Source organism: Chryseobacterium sp. BGA-UO-ETr-SB22 (genome assembly GCF_059567885.1).
Genome location: NZ_JCAQOV010000005.1, coordinates 3,623,610 through 3,643,443, shown reverse-complemented (window position 1 = coordinate 3,643,443; position 19,834 = coordinate 3,623,610). Strand labels below are relative to the sequence as shown.

Here is a 19,834-nt window from a genome sequence, read left to right as displayed (position 1 = left end):
CGAATGAAACTATCAAAAATTTTGGCTGTATTGGCCCTGGCTGTTTTTTCCGAAAATCAGGCACAGAATTATTTAAACTATAATGTTGGCAATGCACATTCACATAATGATTATATGCAGGAGATTCCTTTCTGGCAGGCTTATTATGCCAACTTTGGTTCTATAGAAGCAGATGTATTTCTTGTAAAAGGTCAACTTTGGGTGGCTCATACCGAAAAAGAACTTTCTGCAGACAGAACACTGGAAAACCTTTATCTCGATAATATTTCCAAACAGATTAAGCTGAACAAAGGGAATATCTATCCGGATGTCAGTAAAAAACTTCAGCTGCTGATTGATATTAAGCAAGACTATAAAACATCATTAGCTGCTTTAATCAGTACCTTAAAGAAATATCCTGAAATCACAGGAAATTCAGGAATTAAAATTGTGATTACCGGAGGAAGACCTCAGCCGGCAGATTTTAAAAACTACCCGAACTATCTTTTCTTTGATGGAGACTTAGATAAAAACTATTCTGAAGATCAGTTAAAAAGAGTAGGGATGTTCAGTGCTGACCTTCCGGGATTGGTAAAATGGAACGGAAAAGGAATACCAAGAGATGAAGAAACTGCAAAGATTAAAACTGCTGTTGAAAAAGCACATTCCCAGCAAAAACCAATGCGTTTTTATGGAGCTCCCGATTTTCCGAATGCATGGGTGAATCTTATGGACATAGGAGTAGATTATATCAATACTGATCATATTCCTGATCTTAAAAAATTTATGAACGCTATTCCGAAAAGCTTTTATAAAAATACCAAAGAATACAGCACTTATACCCCGACTTATGCATCAGACGGAGTAGAAAAAAAAGTAAAGAATGTTATCCTTCTTATTCCGGATGGAACTTCTTTGCCGCAATATTATGCTGCCTTTACAGCCAACAAAGGAAAGTTGAATGTTTTCAACATGAAATCCACAGGGCTCTCCAAAACCAATTCATCCAATGCCTATATTACAGATTCCGCACCGGGTTCTACAGCATTTGCAACAGGAGTGAAAACTAAAAATACTTTTGTAGGGGTTGACAATATGGGAAAAGCACTCGCACAAATTCCTGATATTATTGCTGAAAAAGGAATGGTTTCCGGATTGATTTCTACCGGTGATGTTACAGATGCAACACCTGCTGACTTTTATGCACATTCAGATAACAGAAACAGTTCAGAACCTATTCTGAAAGATTTTGCGGCTTCAAAAGCTAAAATTTTGATCGGTGGTCCTACAAGCGGATTATCTCAGGAAAATCTGCAGAAATTTAAAGAAGCGAAGATTGATCTGTTTCAGGACTTGAAATCAGTTACTACAATAAAGAACCGTACTTTGGTTATTGATCCTCTGGCTTCACAAAGAATAACCAATGGAAGAGGAAACTGGCTTGCTGATGCATTTGATCTTACCTTGAATGATCTAAAGAATAATAAAAACGGATTCTTTATGATGATAGAAGCTTCACAAACTGACGGTGGCGGCCATAGCAACAATATCGAGCAGCTGGTTACAGAATTACTGGATTTTGATCATGTAGTTGGTAAAGCAATGAAATTTGCTGACGAAAATAAAGAAACCCTGGTCATTGTGGTAGGTGACCATGAAACCGGAGGCTTAACTCTTCTGGATGGAAGCCTGAAAGAAGGCTGGATATTCGGAAACTTCAGTACCAATGATCATACGTCTATTCCTTCAAGTGTTTTTGCTTACGGACCGAATTCTAAAGAATTTACAGGATTGTTCGAAAATACGGAGATCTTCAACAAGATATTGACCGCTTACGGAATTAAGAAATAACTTTTGATTTTACTACTTCTACTTTTACAAAGAGAGGCTGTTTCGTTTTTGAAACAGCCTTTTTTGTTTTTAATCTAATCTGAAAAAGGCGGCCTCAAAAGAGAGACCGCCTTTGAATATATCTAACAAATAATAATTTAGAAATTGGTCTTCACGATTAATTCAGACAGTTCTGCATTCACAAAGTCAATCGGCATTATCCCATATGAACCCTGAGTATTAGTCTGGAAGAATGTTTTAAGCTTTGGATTAATATTGTTGGATACCGTAGGAATACTTGGGATTCCAAAGATTCCAGGTTTATAACCGCTGGTGAAATTCACGAAAAGTTTACCATTCGTGTCATTCTTGGCTTCATTAAGCAGACTGGAAATTCCGTTCCACTTATCATCATTGTTTGTGACCTTATAATAATCCTGAACTTTCAATTGTACGCCGGAATTGTTGATATCAAACGTCGTATTATCTGCCCACGGAGAAGCGTTGATTCCTTTCGTTGTTCCTGAAGAAAATCTTCTCAATAATTTGATTTTTCCTCTTACAGAACCTAATGTAGGAATATTTGCTCCAAGATCCCATTTAGAAGGATTCTTCTGTACATAGGAGTCGAAGGTCTGCTCAAAACTTCTGGTCGTGTTAGATGCATCATATTCTTCCTTTACAGACATGATAATTGTTTCTGATGGATGACTGCTAAGGAATGCATAGCAAGCATTAAGAACATCATCAAAATTCAGATTTTGATAAATCGCTCCGTGATGAATAGCGAAAGCATTGTCAATATGTCTGCAACGTATATCCAGAAAACGGACTCCTGCATTAAGTTGTTCTGCAATGCTGAGGTCCTGAGTTTTAGCCGTACCAGATACAACAGGGGTATCTACACGTGCTCCTGAATCATGAGTCCCGGGAATAGAGATTTTTGAAATTGAAATATTATCCTGAAGACCAGACATCCAGCTATTCATAACGATAGGTAATAATGAAGCTTTACCAGTTGTTTTTGCTAAAGAAGCTACAACGTTTTCATTAGAATCCCTTTCCAGAATACTGTCGTTTGAACAGGAAAAAAAGATAGACGCAGTCACAACCCCAAGAGTAATGGCTGTAAAACGTCTCATGTTTTGTTTGAACATAGTTTTTTTATTTTTTAATGCAGCTTAAAAATAAGAATATATCAAAACATGAGGAGTTAATTTAACTTTAATAGATAATTAAGTTGGTATAAAGTAAGGAAGTTGCAAGACAGATTTTTATTAACGCAAAGTTTATTTTTTGATCCAGAAATATGGAGGAAGGAAAGATGAAATCAATTTCATTGATTTTTTCTAAATGGATGTATAAGTCAAGCTTCGTCAACGACATAGTCCGTTCCTTAGCTCACTTTAATATGACGATAGAATTATTTTACTTTGCGTTTAAAAATAAGCAAAAAGTAATATCCAGCATTCAGTTTCAATCTTCCGTCCTAAAAAATAAAATCCTCCTTCAATCCGGGAATTTTGAACTTATGTTCCCCGATTTTGAAATCATTCATTCTGATCAAATTCTGAAGTTTATGGGTAAACTCTTTATGAAAGTTTTTAGGTATTTTGGTCTCGTCATCACAGGAAGAATAGGCTTTGTCAACTATCATCTTACCCGTAGAAAAATTGATTTCATTCGTAAAACTGAAATCACAGGTGTCTTCGAAATGATCGTATGAACCTATCAGAAAGAAATCTCCGTTCTGAAATCTGAAGGTATGTGTATAGTGTTGGGTATGCCTTGAATTGGTGAAAAACTGTTGTTCAATGATAAGACAGTTATTTTTTATTTTGATTCCAAGATCATTATCAGAAGGATAAAATCCGAATCCGCTTGAGAAAAGGACTGTGGAATTTTCTTTCCAGATGGTAGAGCTGCCGTTTTCGTTTTTCAGAATATAGAAAACTCTTTTATAATCACTTGTACCTTCCAGATTTTGGTTGTCTGATGCTTTTATATTCGTATCGAATACCAAGACAGTTTCATCTTTTCCGTCTTTGTCAAGATCACCTTTGATTTCTGCGATTTGGGTATATCCTTTTGGGGGCGAAAAATTTTTCAGACTCTGAGCAGATAAGCTCGTCACAGATAAAACAGCTAAAAAAGAAAAGAAGGGTTTCATCATTATTATATAGAATTAAAATGTGGTAATCAGAAAAATCAATCATCTTCAAATTACCACACTTTATAGTTTTAATTAATGAGTCAGTATACTCTCAAGATCTTCCCAGAACATTGGGTAAGATTTCTCTACCACATTTTCATCCTCAATGTTAAGCTCCTTAATCAGACAGAATGGAGCAAAACTCATGGCCATTCTATGATCCTGATACGTTTTGATCGAGATGTTGTCTTGTGGCTCCCCAAAACGGATTGATTTGATGGTTAAATCTGTAATTTCTGTTTCGGTACCCAGTTTTTCAAGCTCGTTATATAAGGCAAGAAGTCTGTCGGTTTCCTTTACTCTTAAAGTTCCCAATCCCGAAATATCGAAAGGTATTTTTAAGGCTGCTGCCGTTACACAAAGTGTTTGTGCAATATCAGGACAGTCATTCATATCCAGGATAATTTTTTCCGGAAAAGAGAAATCTGGCTGAGGTTCCAGTGTTAGTTTATGCTCACCTTCAGAGAATGTTGTTTTGATCCCGAAGAATTTTTCATAGATGTTGGCAATTGCAGAATCTCCCTGTGTTGACTCTTTGTAAAAACTTTTCAGGTGGATGGTTTCTCTTCCCAGTGCACAGATGGAGTAGAAGTAAGAAGCCGAACTCCAGTCGCTTTCTACCTCATAATGTACTACTTCCCCATTATTGTCAGGAGTAAAAGGTTCTACTTTGATGGTATTCCCTTCAAAACTGCTTTGAATACCAAATTTTGTCAGAATATCAAGAGTCATTTCAATATAAGATCTTGAAGTAACTTCCCCTACAAGATTAATTTTCAGTCCGTTTTCAAGCTTTCCTGCAACAAGAAGCAGAGACGTGATAAACTGGCTTGAAATATTGGCAGGAACACTCACAGAAGTCTGGGTAATCTTTTTTCCTGTAATTTTTAAAGGGGGAAACCCTTCATTCTCCATATATTCAATTTCTACTCCAAGATCCCTCAAAGCACTTACCAGATTTTTGATAGGCCTTTCCTTCATTCTTCCCGAGCCGGTAAGAATAGTTGTCTTCCCTTCCTGGATAGAATAATAAGAAGTAAGAAAACGCATGGCCGTTCCCGCATGGTGGATGTCTACCACTTCAGTATCCTCAGATAATGCTTTCTTTAGCAATTGAGTATCCTGAGAATTAGATAGATTTCCAATTTTTATATTGCTGAACAGACTTTCCAGAATCAATAAACGATTCGAAATGCTTTTCGAACCGCTGATCTGTACTGTTTTTTCTCCTGATAATTTTGATTTTTCTAGCTTCTTCATTATTATCTACATGATATTAAAAAAATTATGAGTTACAAATTCATTTATAATTCATAACTCATAATTGATAATTATTTCAATTTTTCATTATTCTGATGCCGGTCTCTATCCCGGTCAGTTTTGATTTTCATTTTTCTGTCAAAAGCGTCCTGCAGATTCACTCCGGTTTGATTGGCCAGGCAAAGCGTTACAAAAAGTACATCTGCCAGTTCTTCACCAAGATCTTTCGTTTTATCGCTTTCCTTTTCGCTTTGTTCACCATACCTTCTGGCAATGATTCTTGCCACCTCACCTACTTCCTCTGTCAGCATCGCCATATTCGTAAGCTCATTAAAGTATCTTACGCCAATGGTTTTGATCCATTCATCTACCTGCTGCTGTAATTGGGTAATTTCCATTATTGATAAGCTCCCAGTGTTGGGTTTGTAGTTCTGGATACATTCACGATATCGAAAGGTACTGTTGCTGCAACAGCTGCATTTCCTTTTCCAAGAGCTGGAGAACCAGGTTTTACTCTTAAATTCATTTTAGCCATAAAATAATTGACAAACTGCGGATCAGTATTCTTTGTTGTTTGTATCACATTTGGATTGTTATCAAAAGTGAAGCCGGCTCCTGTTGCACTCGTATATTTTATTAATGAATTTTGAAGTAAGAACTCAAACTGTTGTCCCGGGGTTGCTTCAAAATGAACGGCGTCATCTCTGTCAGAATATACAATACTGTTTTTTATATCAAGCAGCTGCAAAGCACCCTGTTCTGATTGTCCTGCATCATTCTTCCATTCATTGGCTGCAAAAATTCCTGCTCTGTCAAAAGAACTCATTGTTCTGGAATAGTTGGCAATCGTAGCATGAGTATAGCTGTGTTTTCCTCCTCTGAAAATACCTATACATGATAAACCGCAATTGTTCATTACAAGGTTATTGGCATTCACAGTTGAACCTACAGCATAAATTCCATATTCAAAGAAAGTATGGATGAATGAATTGGTGATGGTTGCATTGGTTTGTCTCATATCAAGACCTCTTGTTCCTCCGAAAAGTCTTGCATGGTTCATTTTAAGTGTAGAATTTGCTTCCATTTTGATAGAATTCCAGTTTTTAGGAATCGTATCATAATAAGGATCATTTCTGTCACCACGAAGAATAACCTGGTCGGCCTGAGTTCCATTGATATTTAAAACAGCTCCAGAAGAAACTTTCATTCCGCTGTTTTTGTGGAAATATACTTTAGTTCCAGGATTTATATCCAGGGTTACACTTGGATTGATGGTAAGATTTCCGTAGATGATCTTTGCTTTATTATTATTCCATGTAGTGGAATTGGTAATCACATTCGGGTTGCCGGGAGTCTGAATGAAGAATTCAGCATCCTGCACCACAGAGAATAGCGTTACATGCTGCTGTCCTGCAGGTCCTGTAAAAATAACTTTGTCCTCAGCAATCGCTTCTGGTCCGGTAGCTTGAGGAGCAATTTCAACAAAAATATAAAGACTGTCTTTCTTTCTTAAAGGAACATTTTGAAAATCATAACCAGGTTTTCCATCCACATTGATTCTATATAATGAAGAAGAACCTTTTTCAAGATTTACTCTTGGGATCATGATATCCTTATCTTCATTATTATATACTTTTACAACGTAGGTTTCTGAACGCACCTGGTGATATACCGTATCACAGAATACCGTGTCTCTTGAGAACCTTAGCTGTTGTGTAGGGCTGTCAAAAGTAATATCATCCTTATTACATGATACTGCTACAAGTAACATCCAGAAGGAAAAAGCCAGTAATAATTTGAATTTCATTGAAATTGAAGTTTAAGTAAGTTCCAAATTTAACGAAAATACTTTGAATTTCTTATCAATAAAAAAATATTGAATCTAGTATTTGGAAATTAGAAAAAATGTTGTATTTTTGCAACCTAAAATTTAGCAGAGAAATATCCATTACTATTTCGGAAGCAAACTTAATTTTTTTAAAAATAGTATTATGAAAAACGGAATCCACCCAGAAAATTATAGACTTGTTGTTTTCAAAGATATGAGTAACGACGAGGTGTTTCTTTGCAAATCTACTGCAGAAACAAAAGACACTATCGAGTATGAAGGACAAGAGTATCCTCTAATCAAAATGGAAATCTCTTCAAGTTCTCACCCTTTCTACACTGGTAAAGTAAAACTAGTTGACACTGCGGGTAGAGTTGATAAGTTCATGAACAAATACAAAAAATTCGCTAAGTAATTTTTGTACACTTAAAATATTAAAGTCTTCCAATTTTTGGGAGACTTTTTTTATTGTAAATTTGTTAAACTTGAATTTTAAACCTTAAACTTAAAAACTGAATGATGCAGTTAGTATTTTCAGACGCACAATATTGGGAAGACTTTCTTCCACTTACTTTTACCCGCCCCGTTGCTGCAATGCGATGCGGAATTCTTACATTCTCTGAAAGATGGCAGAAAATCCTGGAAAATACAGAGATTTCCTACTTCACGGAAACATATCTTCAGGATAAATTTAAAAGTCCGGAGGAAAGAGAAAGTCTCTTTTTAGTCCCGAATTTTCTGCCTACAGAAACTGTAATTCAACAGATTAAGGATCTTAAGCAGGGAGAAGCGTTGGTGTATGAAGACGAATTGATCGCTGCTAGAATCAATATGAAAGATTTTTCTCTCCATCAGATTGAAAAAATGACAGATATCAAGGAAGATCTTATTTTCTTTAAAAGACCAAAAGATCTGTTTACCTACAATCATCATGCTATTGATTTTGACTTTGATCTGCTTACCAAAGGAAGAACTTCACAGGAACTATCTTTAACCAATGGATTTTTAGGAGATAAAAAAGACCTCTTTATCGAAGAAGGTGCTGAAATTGAATTTTCTACATTGAATACAAAGACCGGTAAAATTTACATCGGTAAAAATGCTGAAGTAATGGAAGGCTGTCATCTTCGCGGACCTATCACTCTTGGAGAAGATTCTAAATTTAATCTTGGGGCTAAAATATACGGAGCAACCACTATCGGACCCCATTGTAAAGTGGGAGGAGAAGTGAATAATATTATCATTTTCGGTTATACAAGCAAGGGACATGAAGGTTTCGTTGGAAACTCTGTCATAGGAGAATGGTGTAACTTCGGTGCTGATACCAATTCTTCCAACCTTAAAAATAATTACAGCCACGTAAAACTCTGGAACTACAGAACGAAAGCTTTTGAAGATACTGGGTTACAGTTTGCAGGTCTGATCATGGGAGATCATTCCAAAACAGCTATCAACACTCAGTTGAATACAGGAACCGTAATTGGAGTAGCCTCCAATATATTCAAACCAGGTTTTCCTCCAAATCTTGTGGAAAACTTTTCATGGGGCGGATTGAAAGATGATGAAAGATTCAGACTGGATAAAGTATATGAAGTAGCAGAAAGAGCCATGGCGAGGAGAAAAATCCCTTTAACAGAAGAGGATAAAGCAATTTTGAAACATATTTTTGATACGTATTAATAAAGAAACCTCAGAATTTTTCTGAGGTTTTTATTTTGAATATAATAAATATAAAGTGTCTACAAAGTTATCCTGCGAAATGATATCAGCTTCCTTTCCTTCAAAAGAAAAATATTGGTATTGAGGATTCTCCTTTCTTAATTTTTCAAATTTTTCTTTGCTGATATTTTTTCCATCGAAATAGTAATAATCTGGAGGAGGATTTTCAACAATAACCACCGCCCCAATTACAGATTCTTTATAATTAATTTGAAATTTCCTATTTTCAATTTTCTCTTTTCTTGAAAAAATTACTGTTTGATTTCCATAATTATAACCACTTAGTGTATCTTTTCCATTATGTTCTTTTTGTTTTTCTTCATTTAATTGATCAAAACTAAAATATAAAACATTTTCTTCTTCAATAAGATCGTTGGGAATATCAAACGAAAAATAGCCATTCTGATTCGTTACAGATTTTATAAGTTTATCTTTATTGATAAAGTAAACTTCTGCATTGGGGATTATTTTCTGAGTTTCTTTGAAAATTAATTTTCCCGACACTTTTGTAATATCAACTGTTTTTTGTTCAGTAGCAATTTCAGAATTATTTTGAGTTTGCGCCTGAATAAAAGTAAGATTGGTAATTAAAATAATTCCTGTTGCAGCTAAAGATAATGTTCGTCTTGAAATTCTTCCGCAGATTTCTTTGCCATTAGCTGTCTGAAGAATCTCATTAATTTGTGCATCTGTTTTCTCTGTAAAATCTACTACACATTTAGAGCATTTCTCACAGAACTTTCCCGAAGGAAAATCTTGCATATTTTCCCAGTTTTCTGGGCAGGGATTTTGGATTCTAACTTGGTTTTTCATAATTTCTCATCAATAATATTCAATTTCTCTCACCCATTTATAAAGATCTTTTCCGTCCACATTCTTAATCATTTCTATCCAGTTTTTTTGTTTGTCAAGCTTATATTTGAAAGTTATTAATTTAGAAACTATGTTTTTATTTTCCATCCCGATTTTATCAAGGTAAGTCATATTGGCGATATAATTACCTTTATATTTAAAGCTTTTTTCAAATATAATTTTATCATTATAATATATGGTCTGTCTCTCCAGTTTTTGATCCTTAGTATAAATATACACAGTAGATTGTATTGTTCCATTATCATTAATATCTTCTACCCTCACTTTTTTTCCATTCTCAAATATAACGGATGAAGATATTTTTCCATTTTTGAATCCTGTTTGCTTTACTAAGTTTCTAAACTTATCATATTCATACTTATAATGTCCGTTTAAGGATGTTTTTTTATTTTGATAATCACTTTTATAATCAAAAAATTTCTCCTCAATTATTTTAAATTCTTTATTATAGATTTTTACACGGCTTAATTTTTTATAATAAATGGAATCTTTGCCTTCGGTGTAGGAACGTTCCCCTACTTTCTTCCAAATATCGTTTGTAATGGCAAAAATGCTGTCTGTTTTTGTTATGCTATCAAACTCTGTAACAAATAAGGGTTTGTAACTTTCATAATTAACTGTAAATTTTTCTATAACATTTTTTCTTTTGTAATTGGATTCTACAAATTTTGGGGTTTTACTATCTTTTTCGTAAAAATAATGAGAAGCAATATCTGAATATCTATTTTGAGATTTTTTTATTGTTAATCTGTTTAAATGATCATATACATAATTATAAAGATCAACAGTATCTCCTGATCTGTAATACCATATTTCTTTCATAATTTTCCGGTTTCTATTGTAATAAGTTTCGTTATTAGTATATCTGCAAAAATAGGTTTCAAACCAAGAGTCTTCCATACTTTTTCTTAAATTTTCAGGAGTCATTTTTGTTGCATGTCCATATTCATCATCACCCTTCATAAAGGTAAATGGGCCAGAATTATTTAGAAAAACTACATATTCTTTTACGAATTTTGGTTTCCCTAAAACTGTATCTTTTATAACTTGAGAGTTAAAACAAGCAGATAAAAAAATTAAAATAAATAGTATTTGTTTCATATATCATCATTTGAAAAAGCCTCCGAAGAAGCTTTGTTTATTGTTTTATTAATATAATTTCTTTTGGCAATGGCTGAGGAATTGCCATATTGTAATAAGGGCAATCTGATGTTATAATCTCATTATTATAAAGATATTTCCAATCTAACTTAGTTTTACTAGAATCTGTGAAATTAATGGCAATACTACCAGAAGTATTACATAAATCTGGATCAATAAAGACAAGAGAATACTTGTCTCCATATCTCCTAAAACTTACACCTTTAATTTTAGCTGTATCATCTGCTAAGTTTGTATTATTAAAAATTATATTATTATTTGAATCTATAACTTTAAATTTGGCTATTAGATAATCTTTGTAATGTTTAAAATTATTATCATATTTATTAGTAACCTTTTTAAAAGTAATAAAAATTATTTTATTATTCCATGTTCCTTCATAAGCAGGTAGTTCGTTGTTTATATCTTTTTGGTAAGAATTTTCTGGGAGATCAATTTCCGTCGGTCTTAATGAATAAATTTGTTGTGCTCTGCATGAAATGGCAGGTATGAATAGTATAAGTAAGAATATATTTTTCATGAACTGTGTTGGTAAATAAAACCTCCAATTTCTGAGGTTTTATACTATTGTTCGTTAATACAATTTTTTCTTGTGTAAAAAAGAGAACCGGTGATTAGTAAAAATACCAAGAATAGTTTTACCTGTACACAATTATATCTTTTACTATCTTACTTCCATAGAAAACTTGTTCATCATTGGTAAAATAAAAATGATTTTTTTGTTCATAATATTGCGTCTCACTTCTTGGAATTGGTTCCTGCCATTTAATTAATAAAGTAATAGAATTATGAAAGCTTTGTTCAATATTAGAAAAATTAAATCTTGCATCTGCAGATATTATTTTGACTCTTCCCATTGAGAATGCCCATACAGTTTTAGGCTGTATCATAGTCATATCATTTAAAAGTGCAGAAAAGGGTTTATTAATATAGTTTGCTTTATTTGCTTCAAACTGCTTTAGATAATTCAAGGTATCCAATTGAGCGTTACAAGAAACAAATAGAGATAACAAGGCAAGTATAAATAATTTACTTTTCATAATCTGTGTTTGAAAATACAACCTCCTATTTTGGAGGTTGCATATTATTGTTTAGTCAATATAACTTCTTTTGGCAATGGCTGAGGAATTGCCATATTATAATAAGGGCAATCTGATGTTATAATCTCATTATTATAAAGATATTTCCAGTCTAATTTAGTTTTACTAGAATCGGTGAAATTAATGGCAATACTACCAGAAGTATTACATAAATCAGGATCAATAAAGACAAGAGAATACTTGTCTCCATATCTCCTAAAACTTACACCTTTAATTTTAGCTGTATCATCTGCTAAGTTTGTATTATCAAAAATTATATTATTATTTGAATCTATAACTTTAAATTTGGCTATTAGATAATCTTTGTAATGTTTAAAATTATTATCATATTTATTAGTAACCTTTTTAAAAGTAATAAAAATTATTTTATTATCCCATGTTCCTTTCCAAGTTCCTTCATAAGCAGGTAGTTCGTTGTTTGTATCTTTTTGGTAAGAATTTTCTGGGAGATCAATTTCTGTCGGTCTTAATGAATAAATTTGTTGTGCTCTGCATGAAATGGCAGATATGAATAGTATAAGTAGGAATATATTTTTCATAATTAAAATTTTAAAATTTTTATGGACAAGGTATTGTTTGTGTTGGATTATCTTTTCCATTATAGTTGAGCTTACTTGTGTCACCTGTAGTTTTATCAGATTTATATACTTCCAAGCCGTTAATTTTCACCTGTTCTTCCAAAAATTGTGTAAATATTTTTTCTACAATATTTGAATTAGACAATTCACTGTCTTTAAGTTTACTATATTCATCCCTATACCAAGTTTGCCAGTTATTTAGTTGCCCATTGGTAATTGCAAAGTTACCATCTCCTGAATATTTCAGGATATAGTTTCCCTGTGAGGTTATGACCATTGCATAGGCATCTATCATACTCCCCTTTAATTTTGCATTTGCTACACAGCTTGTTAAAAAAGTAACAATATCATAAGGAGAGAATATTTTTACAACACCTTCTTTGTTAAGATGAGTATGTATATATCCAAAATATTTGTTTCCATCTGGTAATCTTACATTTCCATCGGAATTATTGGCCATCTGCTCAAAAGGAGTTGTGCCATAAGCTGCAGCAAATCCTGTTTCCTGGCTTTTATCAAAAACTTCGATTTTGTCTAATGATGAAACTTTAGCTTTAAAATCGGGATTTGTATTCTGTATTTTCATCTTATCACAAGGATTTGGTGGATCAGGAGGGTTATTGTTAGAATCTCCTCCTATCGGATACTCATATCCGTCACCTCCTCCAATCTGACATTCTCCATCTGGCCCTACGATACCCATACATGAATCCATTTGTGAGAATTTACAGGTGGTCACATGATAAGTTCCCCAATGTCCTGATCCGCTGGAAGGATCGGGATTAGACTCATTATCAGGATACCATATAGAATATGCTTTTGTAGTACAAACCAGTTTGCTGGCTTCATCACTCATGTTTGTATCCATCACTTTCTTTATCTTCGAAGAAAACAAGTTCTGGAAGAAAGAAATATCATCATCTGAAGATGTATAAATAAAATACACTTTATCCTGATGTCTCGGGACTTGCAGTACAGATACCACTTTCCCGTTCTCTACTACAGGCACCATCAGAAAGCTTTCATCATACCGGTCTGCAGTAGTAGCATAGTTCCAGTAAGGAGTTCCATTGCTTTTTTTGATTTTAAATTCGTTATCCTGGTAGATTTTCATTACATTCATGATGTACTTTTCATCTTCTTTCCACAAGCTCTTATTGGTGTATTCTTTAGAAGCCGGATCTGAGGAAGCTAATGTTTCATCATGAATACAGGAATGGAACAGGGTAAAGAATACCATCGGCAGGAAAAGCCGAAAGATTAAATTTTTCTTCATAAGCATTTGTTTTTTAGTTGTTAAATATATACTTTTTTTATTACTCTACAAATGTGTGAATAATAAATTGAAACAATACAGAAGAAAAATACTGGTTTCCGTATTATTTTTCTAAAAGAAAAAATATGTAATTTTGGTAAAAATACATTGTGCTATGACGCTAGGAGAAAAACTGAAAAAAGCGAGAATCAATAAGAACTTTACCCAGGAGTATCTTGCGGAAGTATTGAATGTTTCTCAGAAAACCTATTCTAATTTTGAGAATGATAAAAGTAAGCCCGCTTTTTCTCAGGTAGAGGATATTGCAAAAGCATTGGATGTAAGTGTTCTTGACTTTTTAAGCGGAGATAATATCACGGTAAATCAAAATAATAATGATGTTGCAATAGCCCAAAATTATGCAACAATTAATGTTTCTGAAAAGTTAATAGAACAATACGAACAAAGGCTTAAAGACAAGGATGCGGAGCTCGCATTTCTCAAGCAGCTTCTCGATAAAAAATAAAAACTTCAATTTTTTTTGAAGTTTTTTTATTTTTGATGTAATAGATCTGTAACGGCAATTGTCTTACCTATAAGAAACAAAACTCATGACCCAAGAAACTTTCAAGAATACGGTGTTTATTCTCAAAGACGAGATGTATCGTTTTGCGAAGCGGTTTGTCATGAGCAGTGATGAAGCAGAAGATGTAGTACAGGATCTCATGATAAAGTTTTGGCAGAAGAGGGATGAGCTGGGGCAATTCGGGAATTTTAAATCCTATGCGCTGAAGTCTGTCCGGAACGAATGCCTGAACCGGCTGAAGCATCACGATGTCAAGATTGGCTTTGCGGATATGCAGCTTCATCGCTCGGAGCTTTATAGTATGGAAGTTGATAACCTTAAGGAACATATTATAGGATTTATCAATCAGCTCCCCGAAAAACAAAAGATGGTCATCCACTTGAAAGATGTAGAAGAGTATGATGTTTCCGAAATTTCTGAAATGCTGGAAATGGAGGAAAATGCAGTAAGGGTAAACCTGATGCGTGCGAGACAAAAAGTAAAAGAACAAATCTCACAACTGATGAGCTATGAAAAAAGATCAATTACAAGATAAATACAACGAAGTCTTCCAGGATATCAAGGAAGAAAAAATGGACTGGAGCTTTGAAGACTTTCTTCAGACTGCAGAAGGTACAGAGCCTGAACAGCATATTGCGCCTCTTATTCCATTGGAAGAAAAGAAGAAACCCTCCTTTCCTAAATGGTTCTGGATGGCCGCCAGTGTGATGCTGGTTTTCAGTATCGGATTCTTCCTGAATAACAATAATAAAGATGCGCAGGATAAAGAAAAATTGGTAAAAGATGAAATCTTAAAGCAAAAGTCCGGATTCATTGAAGAAAACAGCGATCACCAGGAACAGGTTGCTGTAAATCATACAGATTCTATTTCCGGAGTGAAAAAAGATTCTGTTTTTCAGGATAATCAGGTAGCAGAAAAGGATGTAATGGATGAAATCCTTCCAAAAAGAGGAAGACTTAAAAAGGAAACAAGACCCAGATATGTCAGCAATACCTCAAATAAAAGTTTAAATGATTCTGCATCTGCATACAATGACTCCTACGTAATTGTAAACGGCAAAAGAATCAGCAGTGAAAAAGAAGCCATAGATGTTGCCAAATATTCCTTTATGAAACTAGGAACTGAGTTTAAAAAAACAGTAGCATCTTCTCAGAAAAATGAAAATATTGACAGCGAATACTAAAAATCAGAACAATCCCATGAAAAAAATATTTTTTTTAATAGCCATAATGCTAAGCAGCTTTGCAACTTATTCTGCACAGACTGAGAAATTAGACAAGCTTTTTCAGGATTTTGAAAAAAATGGAAGAGTAACCTCTATCAATATTAAAAAACCAATGTTCAAGCTACTGAATACCATTGATGTTGATGATGCTTATATTGGAAAAATAAAACCTATTTTGAACGAAGTGGATGGGCTTAAAATTCTGATTATCCCTAAAATTACTTTTCCGGATCGTTTAAAAGATGAAAATCTTGCTAATATAAAAATGAATGAAGATAAAACGGCAAGAGTAAACAATGCCTTAAAATCTTTAAACTTCAACGAGCTGATGTCTATGAGCAGTGATGGAACTTCTATGAAATTCCTGGCTGAAGAAGAGAAAGATAACTATCTTGAAAATTTGGTGTTCAACGTAGATTCCAAAGAAGAGAATATTATTTTTATTCTTAACGGAAAAATGAAATTATCAGATGTAAACAAGATTATTAATTCTGGTGAAACAACCACTTCTACTTCTACGGTAACCACTTCCGTTAGAAATGATCTCACTTCGGGTAATACATCATCTTACCTGAATGGAGATAACAGAAACGTAGGTGAATTCTCAAAGATAGATGCCAGCGTAGGGGTAAATGTTACCTATAAACAGGAAAATACAAGAAGTGTAAAAGTAATTGCGGATGCAGATAAGCTTCAGTATGTCATCACAAAAGTGGAAAACGGAGTTTTAAAGATATATGTTGACAATAAAGGGGTTCGAAACCTGAGATTTAAAAATCTTAACGTCAATGTCTCCGCTCCTAGTATTAGTGCTATAAAAACATCATCAGGAAGTGTCTTTACAGCAGTGAATCCTGTTACAGAAAGCAGTTTGGCAATTGAAGCAGACTCTGGTTCTATTATTAAAGGAACATTCAATCTGAATCAGACGGCAGCAGTAGCTGTGAGCTCAGGTTCTGTACTGGATGTTGATATTAAGACTCCAAAATTGGCCCTGGATACTTCAAGTGGTGCAAGTGTGAGTATATCCGGAGAGGCAGCCTCTGCAGTGATTGATATCAGCAGTGGAGCATCTTGTAAAGCAGATGATCTTAAGATCGCTACAGCAGTGGTAGAATCTACTTCAGGTGCAAGTCTTTCTCTGCTGGTTACAGATAAACTAAAAGTAAGTGTTTCTTCAGGAGCTTCTGTGAGATTGAGAGGAAACCCTGAACTGGATGCTAAAGTAGATAAAATTTCAGGGGGAAGCTTAAGACAAATCAAATAAAAAACTAACCTATGAAGACTCTTAAACATTTTTTTCTCGCTATTCTGATGCTGGGTATGCTTCAATCATGCATCGTTTCAGAAAAACCGAATATCGACTTTTTTCAAAACTCAAAATATGATTTCAAAGGAGCCCGGTTTGCAAGTATTAATGTACCCATGGCTCTTGCTAAATCTTATATTAAGAAGGCTTTGAGAGAAGATGGAGAAAGTGAGGAAACGATTAATCTGGTAAAAAAAGCTTCAAAAATAAAAGTTCTTACCGTAACAAACGGAAGTAAGGAAATGCTGAATGATTATACTCAATATTTGAACGACAATCATTATGAAGAATGGGCTACCATAAAGCATGACGGAGATAATGTCAATATAAGGGTAAAACAAGAAGGGGACGCTATTAAAAATATGCTGATCACTGTAGGTTCCAATAGTAATGATATGGTATTTGTAGATGTGAAAGGAAACTTTACTCCTGATGATATCTCAAAAATGATTAATTCTGTTTCCGTTAAATAATCCGGATAATTAATCCAAAAAACTTTCACAGCATGGAAAAACTAATAAGAGAAGTTCGTATCCTTAAAATCTATGCCGTTGTACTTACCATACTTTGTGCGATGTTTTTCTTTCTCGCATTCAAAAACTCATCTTCCAACGAACGTTTTAAGGAAATAGATGTAGAACGTATCAATATCGTTGAGAAGGATGGAACTTTAAAAATGGTGATCAGTAATAAGGAACGCCAGCACCCCGGATTGGTGAATCACAAACAAATGAAACCCCGTGAAAGAGAAGCAGGACTTATTTTCTTCAATTCTATGGGAGACGAATGTGGCGGCCTTGTATATGATGGTGATGAAAAAGAATCAGGGATGGCATATTCTGTAGATCAGAGAAATACAGATCAGATTATGCAGCTGCAATATTCTGAATCAGCAGGGAATGATAAAAAAAGAGTCTATGGTTTAAAACTCTGGGACAGGCCGGATGATTTTCTGTTGGAAGATATTATTAAGGCTGGAGATTCTATCAAAAAAATTAATAATCCGGAAGCTTCAAAAAAAGCATTTGCAAAACTGCAGGAAAAAGGCAAGCTGGGATATGAGCGATTTTTTGCCGGTAAAATGGCTAATGGAGATGTAGGGATTTTTATCCGTGATACGAAAGGGAAAGTAAGATTAAAAGTTTACATCGATAAAAATAATCAGACCCATATTGAGAAATTGGATGAAAATGGAAATCCGGTAAACTAGACCTGTTAACAGCCATATTAATTAAATTTAACAAGTAGTTTCTACATATTCAATTATTTTGTACCGTAACCGTTCTGACAAAAGAGCGGTTTTTTGATTTAAGTTATTGATTATTAATTTTTATTTAAACTATTAAAAAGGATTTTCATATCTCACTAAAATAACCTAATTTTGCACAGAAAGTAAAGATGTCTATTCATAACAAAATTGTAGAGGCAGCCATCACTTTCGATGACGTTCTTCTAGTCCCTTCTTATTCAGAAGTTTTACCTAACCAGGTTTCATTAAAATCAAGACTTACCGACAAAATCACGCTGAATGTTCCGATTGTTTCTGCTGCGATGGACACAGTTACTGAAGCTGATCTGGCTATTGCATTAGCAAGAGTTGGAGGATTAGGTTTTATTCACAAAAACATGACAATCGCTGAGCAGGCTGCTCAGGTAAATCGTGTAAAGCGTTCCGAAAACGGAATGATCTCTGATCCGGTAACTTTATCTAAAGATCATACTTTAGGAGAAGCGAAAAGTCTTATGTCAAAATATAAGATTTCAGGTCTTCCAGTGGTAGATCATGATAATGTCCTGATTGGAATTATTACCAACAGAGATGTGAAATATCAGGAAAATCTTGATATGAAAGTGGAAGAGATCATGACCAAAGAAAATCTGATTACTTCAGATAAAGATACCAATCTTGAAAAGGCAAAAGAAATCCTTCTTAAAAATAGAGTTGAAAAACTTCCAATTGTAGATAAAGATAATAAACTTGTAGGATTAATTACCATCAAGGATATTGATAATCAATTGGAATATCCAAATGCTAATAAAGACCAGAACGGCCGCCTTATCGTAGGAGCAGGAGTTGGAGTTGGAGAAGATACATTAGCAAGAATTGAGGCTTTGGTAAAAGCAGGAGTTGATATCGTAGCTATTGATTCGGCACACGGTCATTCTAAAGGAGTTTTAGACAAAATCTCAGAAATCAGAAAAGCATATCCAAACCTTGATGTTGTAGGTGGAAATATTGTAACTGCAGAAGCTGCAGAAGATCTTATTAAAGCTGGAGCTAACGTACTTAAAGTGGGTGTAGGTCCCGGTTCTATCTGTACAACCAGAGTGGTTGCAGGAGTGGGAGTTCCTCAGTTATCTGCAATCTATAACGTTTACGAATATGCTAAGTCACAAAATGTAACGGTAATTGCTGATGGAGGAATCAAACTTTCAGGAGATATCGTTAAAGCTATTGCAAGTGGAGCAGGAGCGGTAATGCTTGGTTCTCTTTTAGCAGGTACAGATGAAGCTCCGGGAGAAGAAATTATTTTCCAAGGAAGAAAATTCAAATCTTACCAGGGTATGGGAAGCCTTTCTGCAATGAAGAGAGGAGGTAAAGAAAGATATTTTCAAAGTGAAGCTAAGAAATTCGTTCCGGAAGGAATTGAAGGAAGAGTTCCTCATAAAGGAAAATTGGAAGATGTAATTTTCCAATTGACAGGAGGTTTAAGAGCTGGTATGGGATACTGTGGATCAAAGGATATTGAAACACTTCAAAAAGATTCTAAACTGGTAATGATTACAGGAAGCGGATTGAAAGAATCTCACCCGCATGATGTAATTATTACACAGGAAGCTCCGAATTATTCTTTATAAATCATCATTGAATTTATATATTTAAAACCGCACAATCAGTGCGGTTTTTTCATTTTATA

General features: G+C 34.2%; 21 protein-coding genes. 10 read left to right on the top strand and 11 right to left on the bottom strand.

Annotated features, from left to right (window positions below):
• Nucleotides 1–3 precede the first annotated feature (3 nt).
• Nucleotides 4–1,830, top strand: coding sequence for an alkaline phosphatase (locus tag AC57AW_RS23970; RefSeq protein ID WP_496353860.1), 1,827 nt, complete (start codon nucleotides 4–6; stop codon nucleotides 1,828–1,830).
• A gap of 137 nt (nucleotides 1,831–1,967) precedes the next feature.
• On the opposite strand, the gene AC57AW_RS23965 is transcribed toward AC57AW_RS23970, so the two are convergent.
• The 5 genes from AC57AW_RS23965 to AC57AW_RS23945 form a co-directional block, all read right to left on the bottom strand.
• Complete coding sequence (locus AC57AW_RS23965) at nucleotides 1,968–2,951, bottom strand: phosphatidylinositol-specific phospholipase C (protein ID WP_496353859.1); 984 nt, start codon at nucleotides 2,949–2,951, stop codon at nucleotides 1,968–1,970.
• 347 nt (nucleotides 2,952–3,298) lie between these two features.
• Nucleotides 3,299–3,982 carry a hypothetical protein gene (locus AC57AW_RS23960; protein ID WP_496353858.1) on the bottom strand — a complete coding sequence of 228 codons (684 nt, stop codon included), beginning with the start codon at nucleotides 3,980–3,982 and terminating at the stop codon, nucleotides 3,299–3,301.
• Between the two features lie 72 nt (nucleotides 3,983–4,054).
• Nucleotides 4,055–5,281, bottom strand: a complete 1,227-nt coding sequence (locus tag AC57AW_RS23955; protein ID WP_496353857.1) for a 3-phosphoshikimate 1-carboxyvinyltransferase — start codon at nucleotides 5,279–5,281, stop codon at nucleotides 4,055–4,057.
• A 71-nt stretch (nucleotides 5,282–5,352) separates the two neighbouring features.
• Nucleotides 5,353–5,679 (bottom strand): nucleotide pyrophosphohydrolase, encoded by a 327-nt coding sequence (locus AC57AW_RS23950; protein ID WP_496353856.1) that lies wholly within the window; start codon nucleotides 5,677–5,679, stop codon nucleotides 5,353–5,355.
• A complete protein-coding gene (locus AC57AW_RS23945) occupies nucleotides 5,679–7,088 on the bottom strand; it encodes a hypothetical protein (RefSeq protein ID WP_496353855.1) in 1,410 nt (469 codons plus the stop codon). Before AC57AW_RS23945 ends, AC57AW_RS23950 begins: the two co-directional genes overlap by 1 nt.
• A gap of 184 nt (nucleotides 7,089–7,272) precedes the next feature.
• Between AC57AW_RS23945 and AC57AW_RS23940 the strand changes: the two genes are divergently transcribed.
• Nucleotides 7,273–7,524: a type B 50S ribosomal protein L31 gene (locus AC57AW_RS23940; RefSeq protein ID WP_047489008.1), complete on the top strand. Its 252-nt coding sequence runs from the start codon at nucleotides 7,273–7,275 to the stop codon at nucleotides 7,522–7,524.
• Between the two features lie 104 nt (nucleotides 7,525–7,628).
• Nucleotides 7,629–8,789: a GlmU family protein gene (locus AC57AW_RS23935; RefSeq protein ID WP_496353854.1), complete on the top strand. Its 1,161-nt coding sequence runs from the start codon at nucleotides 7,629–7,631 to the stop codon at nucleotides 8,787–8,789.
• A gap of 30 nt (nucleotides 8,790–8,819) precedes the next feature.
• On the opposite strand, the gene AC57AW_RS23930 is transcribed toward AC57AW_RS23935, so the two are convergent.
• From AC57AW_RS23930 to AC57AW_RS23905, 6 genes are all read right to left on the bottom strand, one after another.
• Entirely contained in the window at nucleotides 8,820–9,641 is an 822-nt protein-coding gene (locus tag AC57AW_RS23930) for a peptidase associated/transthyretin-like domain-containing protein (protein WP_496353853.1), read from the bottom strand.
• Between the two features lie 9 nt (nucleotides 9,642–9,650).
• Nucleotides 9,651–10,802: a hypothetical protein gene (locus AC57AW_RS23925; RefSeq protein ID WP_496353852.1), complete on the bottom strand. Its 1,152-nt coding sequence runs from the start codon at nucleotides 10,800–10,802 to the stop codon at nucleotides 9,651–9,653.
• 37 nt (nucleotides 10,803–10,839) lie between these two features.
• Nucleotides 10,840–11,382 (bottom strand): DUF6705 family protein, encoded by a 543-nt coding sequence (locus AC57AW_RS23920; RefSeq protein ID WP_496353851.1) that lies wholly within the window; start codon nucleotides 11,380–11,382, stop codon nucleotides 10,840–10,842.
• Between the two features lie 118 nt (nucleotides 11,383–11,500).
• On the bottom strand, nucleotides 11,501–11,902 hold the full coding sequence (locus AC57AW_RS23915) for a hypothetical protein (protein WP_496353850.1): 402 nt from the start codon (nucleotides 11,900–11,902) through the stop codon (nucleotides 11,501–11,503).
• A gap of 44 nt (nucleotides 11,903–11,946) precedes the next feature.
• Nucleotides 11,947–12,501 (bottom strand): DUF6705 family protein, encoded by a 555-nt coding sequence (locus AC57AW_RS23910; RefSeq protein ID WP_496353849.1) that lies wholly within the window; start codon nucleotides 12,499–12,501, stop codon nucleotides 11,947–11,949.
• 19 nt (nucleotides 12,502–12,520) lie between these two features.
• On the bottom strand, nucleotides 12,521–13,816 hold the full coding sequence (locus AC57AW_RS23905) for a hypothetical protein (protein ID WP_496353848.1): 1,296 nt from the start codon (nucleotides 13,814–13,816) through the stop codon (nucleotides 12,521–12,523).
• A gap of 154 nt (nucleotides 13,817–13,970) precedes the next feature.
• On the opposite strand from AC57AW_RS23905, the gene AC57AW_RS23900 reads away from it, so the two are divergent.
• The 7 genes from AC57AW_RS23900 to guaB all read left to right on the top strand — a co-directional run bounded on the left by AC57AW_RS23900 (nucleotide 13,971) and on the right by guaB (nucleotide 19,775).
• Complete coding sequence (locus AC57AW_RS23900; protein ID WP_496353847.1) at nucleotides 13,971–14,321, top strand: helix-turn-helix domain-containing protein; 351 nt, start codon at nucleotides 13,971–13,973, stop codon at nucleotides 14,319–14,321.
• A gap of 85 nt (nucleotides 14,322–14,406) precedes the next feature.
• Complete coding sequence (locus tag AC57AW_RS23895; protein WP_047385893.1) at nucleotides 14,407–14,916, top strand: GFO_1088 family ECF-type sigma factor; 510 nt, start codon at nucleotides 14,407–14,409, stop codon at nucleotides 14,914–14,916.
• Complete coding sequence (locus AC57AW_RS23890; protein ID WP_496353846.1) at nucleotides 14,891–15,565, top strand: hypothetical protein; 675 nt, start codon at nucleotides 14,891–14,893, stop codon at nucleotides 15,563–15,565. Before AC57AW_RS23895 ends, AC57AW_RS23890 begins: the two co-directional genes overlap by 26 nt.
• Nucleotides 15,566–15,581: 16 nt before the next feature.
• Nucleotides 15,582–16,874, top strand: a complete 1,293-nt coding sequence (locus tag AC57AW_RS23885; RefSeq protein ID WP_496353845.1) for a DUF4252 domain-containing protein — start codon at nucleotides 15,582–15,584, stop codon at nucleotides 16,872–16,874.
• Between the two features lie 11 nt (nucleotides 16,875–16,885).
• Nucleotides 16,886–17,389, top strand: a complete 504-nt coding sequence (locus AC57AW_RS23880) for a DUF4252 domain-containing protein (RefSeq protein WP_496353844.1) — start codon at nucleotides 16,886–16,888, stop codon at nucleotides 17,387–17,389.
• A gap of 32 nt (nucleotides 17,390–17,421) precedes the next feature.
• Nucleotides 17,422–18,126 carry a hypothetical protein gene (locus AC57AW_RS23875; protein WP_496353843.1) on the top strand — a complete coding sequence of 235 codons (705 nt, stop codon included), beginning with the start codon at nucleotides 17,422–17,424 and terminating at the stop codon, nucleotides 18,124–18,126.
• 188 nt (nucleotides 18,127–18,314) lie between these two features.
• Entirely contained in the window at nucleotides 18,315–19,775 is a 1,461-nt protein-coding gene (gene guaB / locus AC57AW_RS23870) for an IMP dehydrogenase (protein ID WP_496353842.1), read from the top strand.
• Nucleotides 19,776–19,834: the final 59 nt, after the last annotated feature.

Excerpts from the sequence above, each read along its gene's own strand:
- AC57AW_RS23920 (WP_496353851.1), bottom strand. The coding sequence starts at position 11,382 with ATGAAAAATATATTCTTACTTATACTATTCATACCTGCCATTTCATGC.
- AC57AW_RS23945 (WP_496353855.1), bottom strand. The coding sequence starts at position 7,088 with ATGAAATTCAAATTATTACTGGCTTTTTCCTTCTGGATGTTACTTGTA.
- AC57AW_RS23875 (WP_496353843.1), top strand. The coding sequence starts at position 17,422 with ATGGAAAAACTAATAAGAGAAGTTCGTATCCTTAAAATCTATGCCGTT.
- AC57AW_RS23910 (WP_496353849.1), bottom strand. The coding sequence starts at position 12,501 with ATGAAAAATATATTCCTACTTATACTATTCATATCTGCCATTTCATGC.
- AC57AW_RS23885 (WP_496353845.1), top strand. The coding sequence starts at position 15,582 with ATGAAAAAAATATTTTTTTTAATAGCCATAATGCTAAGCAGCTTTGCA.
- AC57AW_RS23955 (WP_496353857.1), bottom strand. The coding sequence starts at position 5,281 with ATGAAGAAGCTAGAAAAATCAAAATTATCAGGAGAAAAAACAGTACAG.
- AC57AW_RS23880 (WP_496353844.1), top strand. The coding sequence starts at position 16,886 with ATGAAGACTCTTAAACATTTTTTTCTCGCTATTCTGATGCTGGGTATG.
- AC57AW_RS23895 (WP_047385893.1), top strand. The coding sequence starts at position 14,407 with ATGACCCAAGAAACTTTCAAGAATACGGTGTTTATTCTCAAAGACGAG.
- AC57AW_RS23905 (WP_496353848.1), bottom strand. The coding sequence starts at position 13,816 with ATGAAGAAAAATTTAATCTTTCGGCTTTTCCTGCCGATGGTATTCTTT.
- AC57AW_RS23900 (WP_496353847.1), top strand. The coding sequence starts at position 13,971 with ATGACGCTAGGAGAAAAACTGAAAAAAGCGAGAATCAATAAGAACTTT.
- AC57AW_RS23935 (WP_496353854.1), top strand. The coding sequence starts at position 7,629 with ATGCAGTTAGTATTTTCAGACGCACAATATTGGGAAGACTTTCTTCCA.
- guaB (WP_496353842.1), top strand. The coding sequence starts at position 18,315 with ATGTCTATTCATAACAAAATTGTAGAGGCAGCCATCACTTTCGATGAC.
- AC57AW_RS23940 (WP_047489008.1), top strand. The coding sequence starts at position 7,273 with ATGAAAAACGGAATCCACCCAGAAAATTATAGACTTGTTGTTTTCAAA.
- AC57AW_RS23950 (WP_496353856.1), bottom strand. The coding sequence starts at position 5,679 with ATGGAAATTACCCAATTACAGCAGCAGGTAGATGAATGGATCAAAACC.
- AC57AW_RS23925 (WP_496353852.1), bottom strand. The coding sequence starts at position 10,802 with ATGAAACAAATACTATTTATTTTAATTTTTTTATCTGCTTGTTTTAAC.
- AC57AW_RS23915 (WP_496353850.1), bottom strand. The coding sequence starts at position 11,902 with ATGAAAAGTAAATTATTTATACTTGCCTTGTTATCTCTATTTGTTTCT.
- AC57AW_RS23960 (WP_496353858.1), bottom strand. The coding sequence starts at position 3,982 with ATGATGAAACCCTTCTTTTCTTTTTTAGCTGTTTTATCTGTGACGAGC.
- AC57AW_RS23965 (WP_496353859.1), bottom strand. The coding sequence starts at position 2,951 with ATGAGACGTTTTACAGCCATTACTCTTGGGGTTGTGACTGCGTCTATC.
- AC57AW_RS23890 (WP_496353846.1), top strand. The coding sequence starts at position 14,891 with ATGAAAAAAGATCAATTACAAGATAAATACAACGAAGTCTTCCAGGAT.
- AC57AW_RS23930 (WP_496353853.1), bottom strand. The coding sequence starts at position 9,641 with ATGAAAAACCAAGTTAGAATCCAAAATCCCTGCCCAGAAAACTGGGAA.
- AC57AW_RS23970 (WP_496353860.1), top strand. The coding sequence starts at position 4 with ATGAAACTATCAAAAATTTTGGCTGTATTGGCCCTGGCTGTTTTTTCC.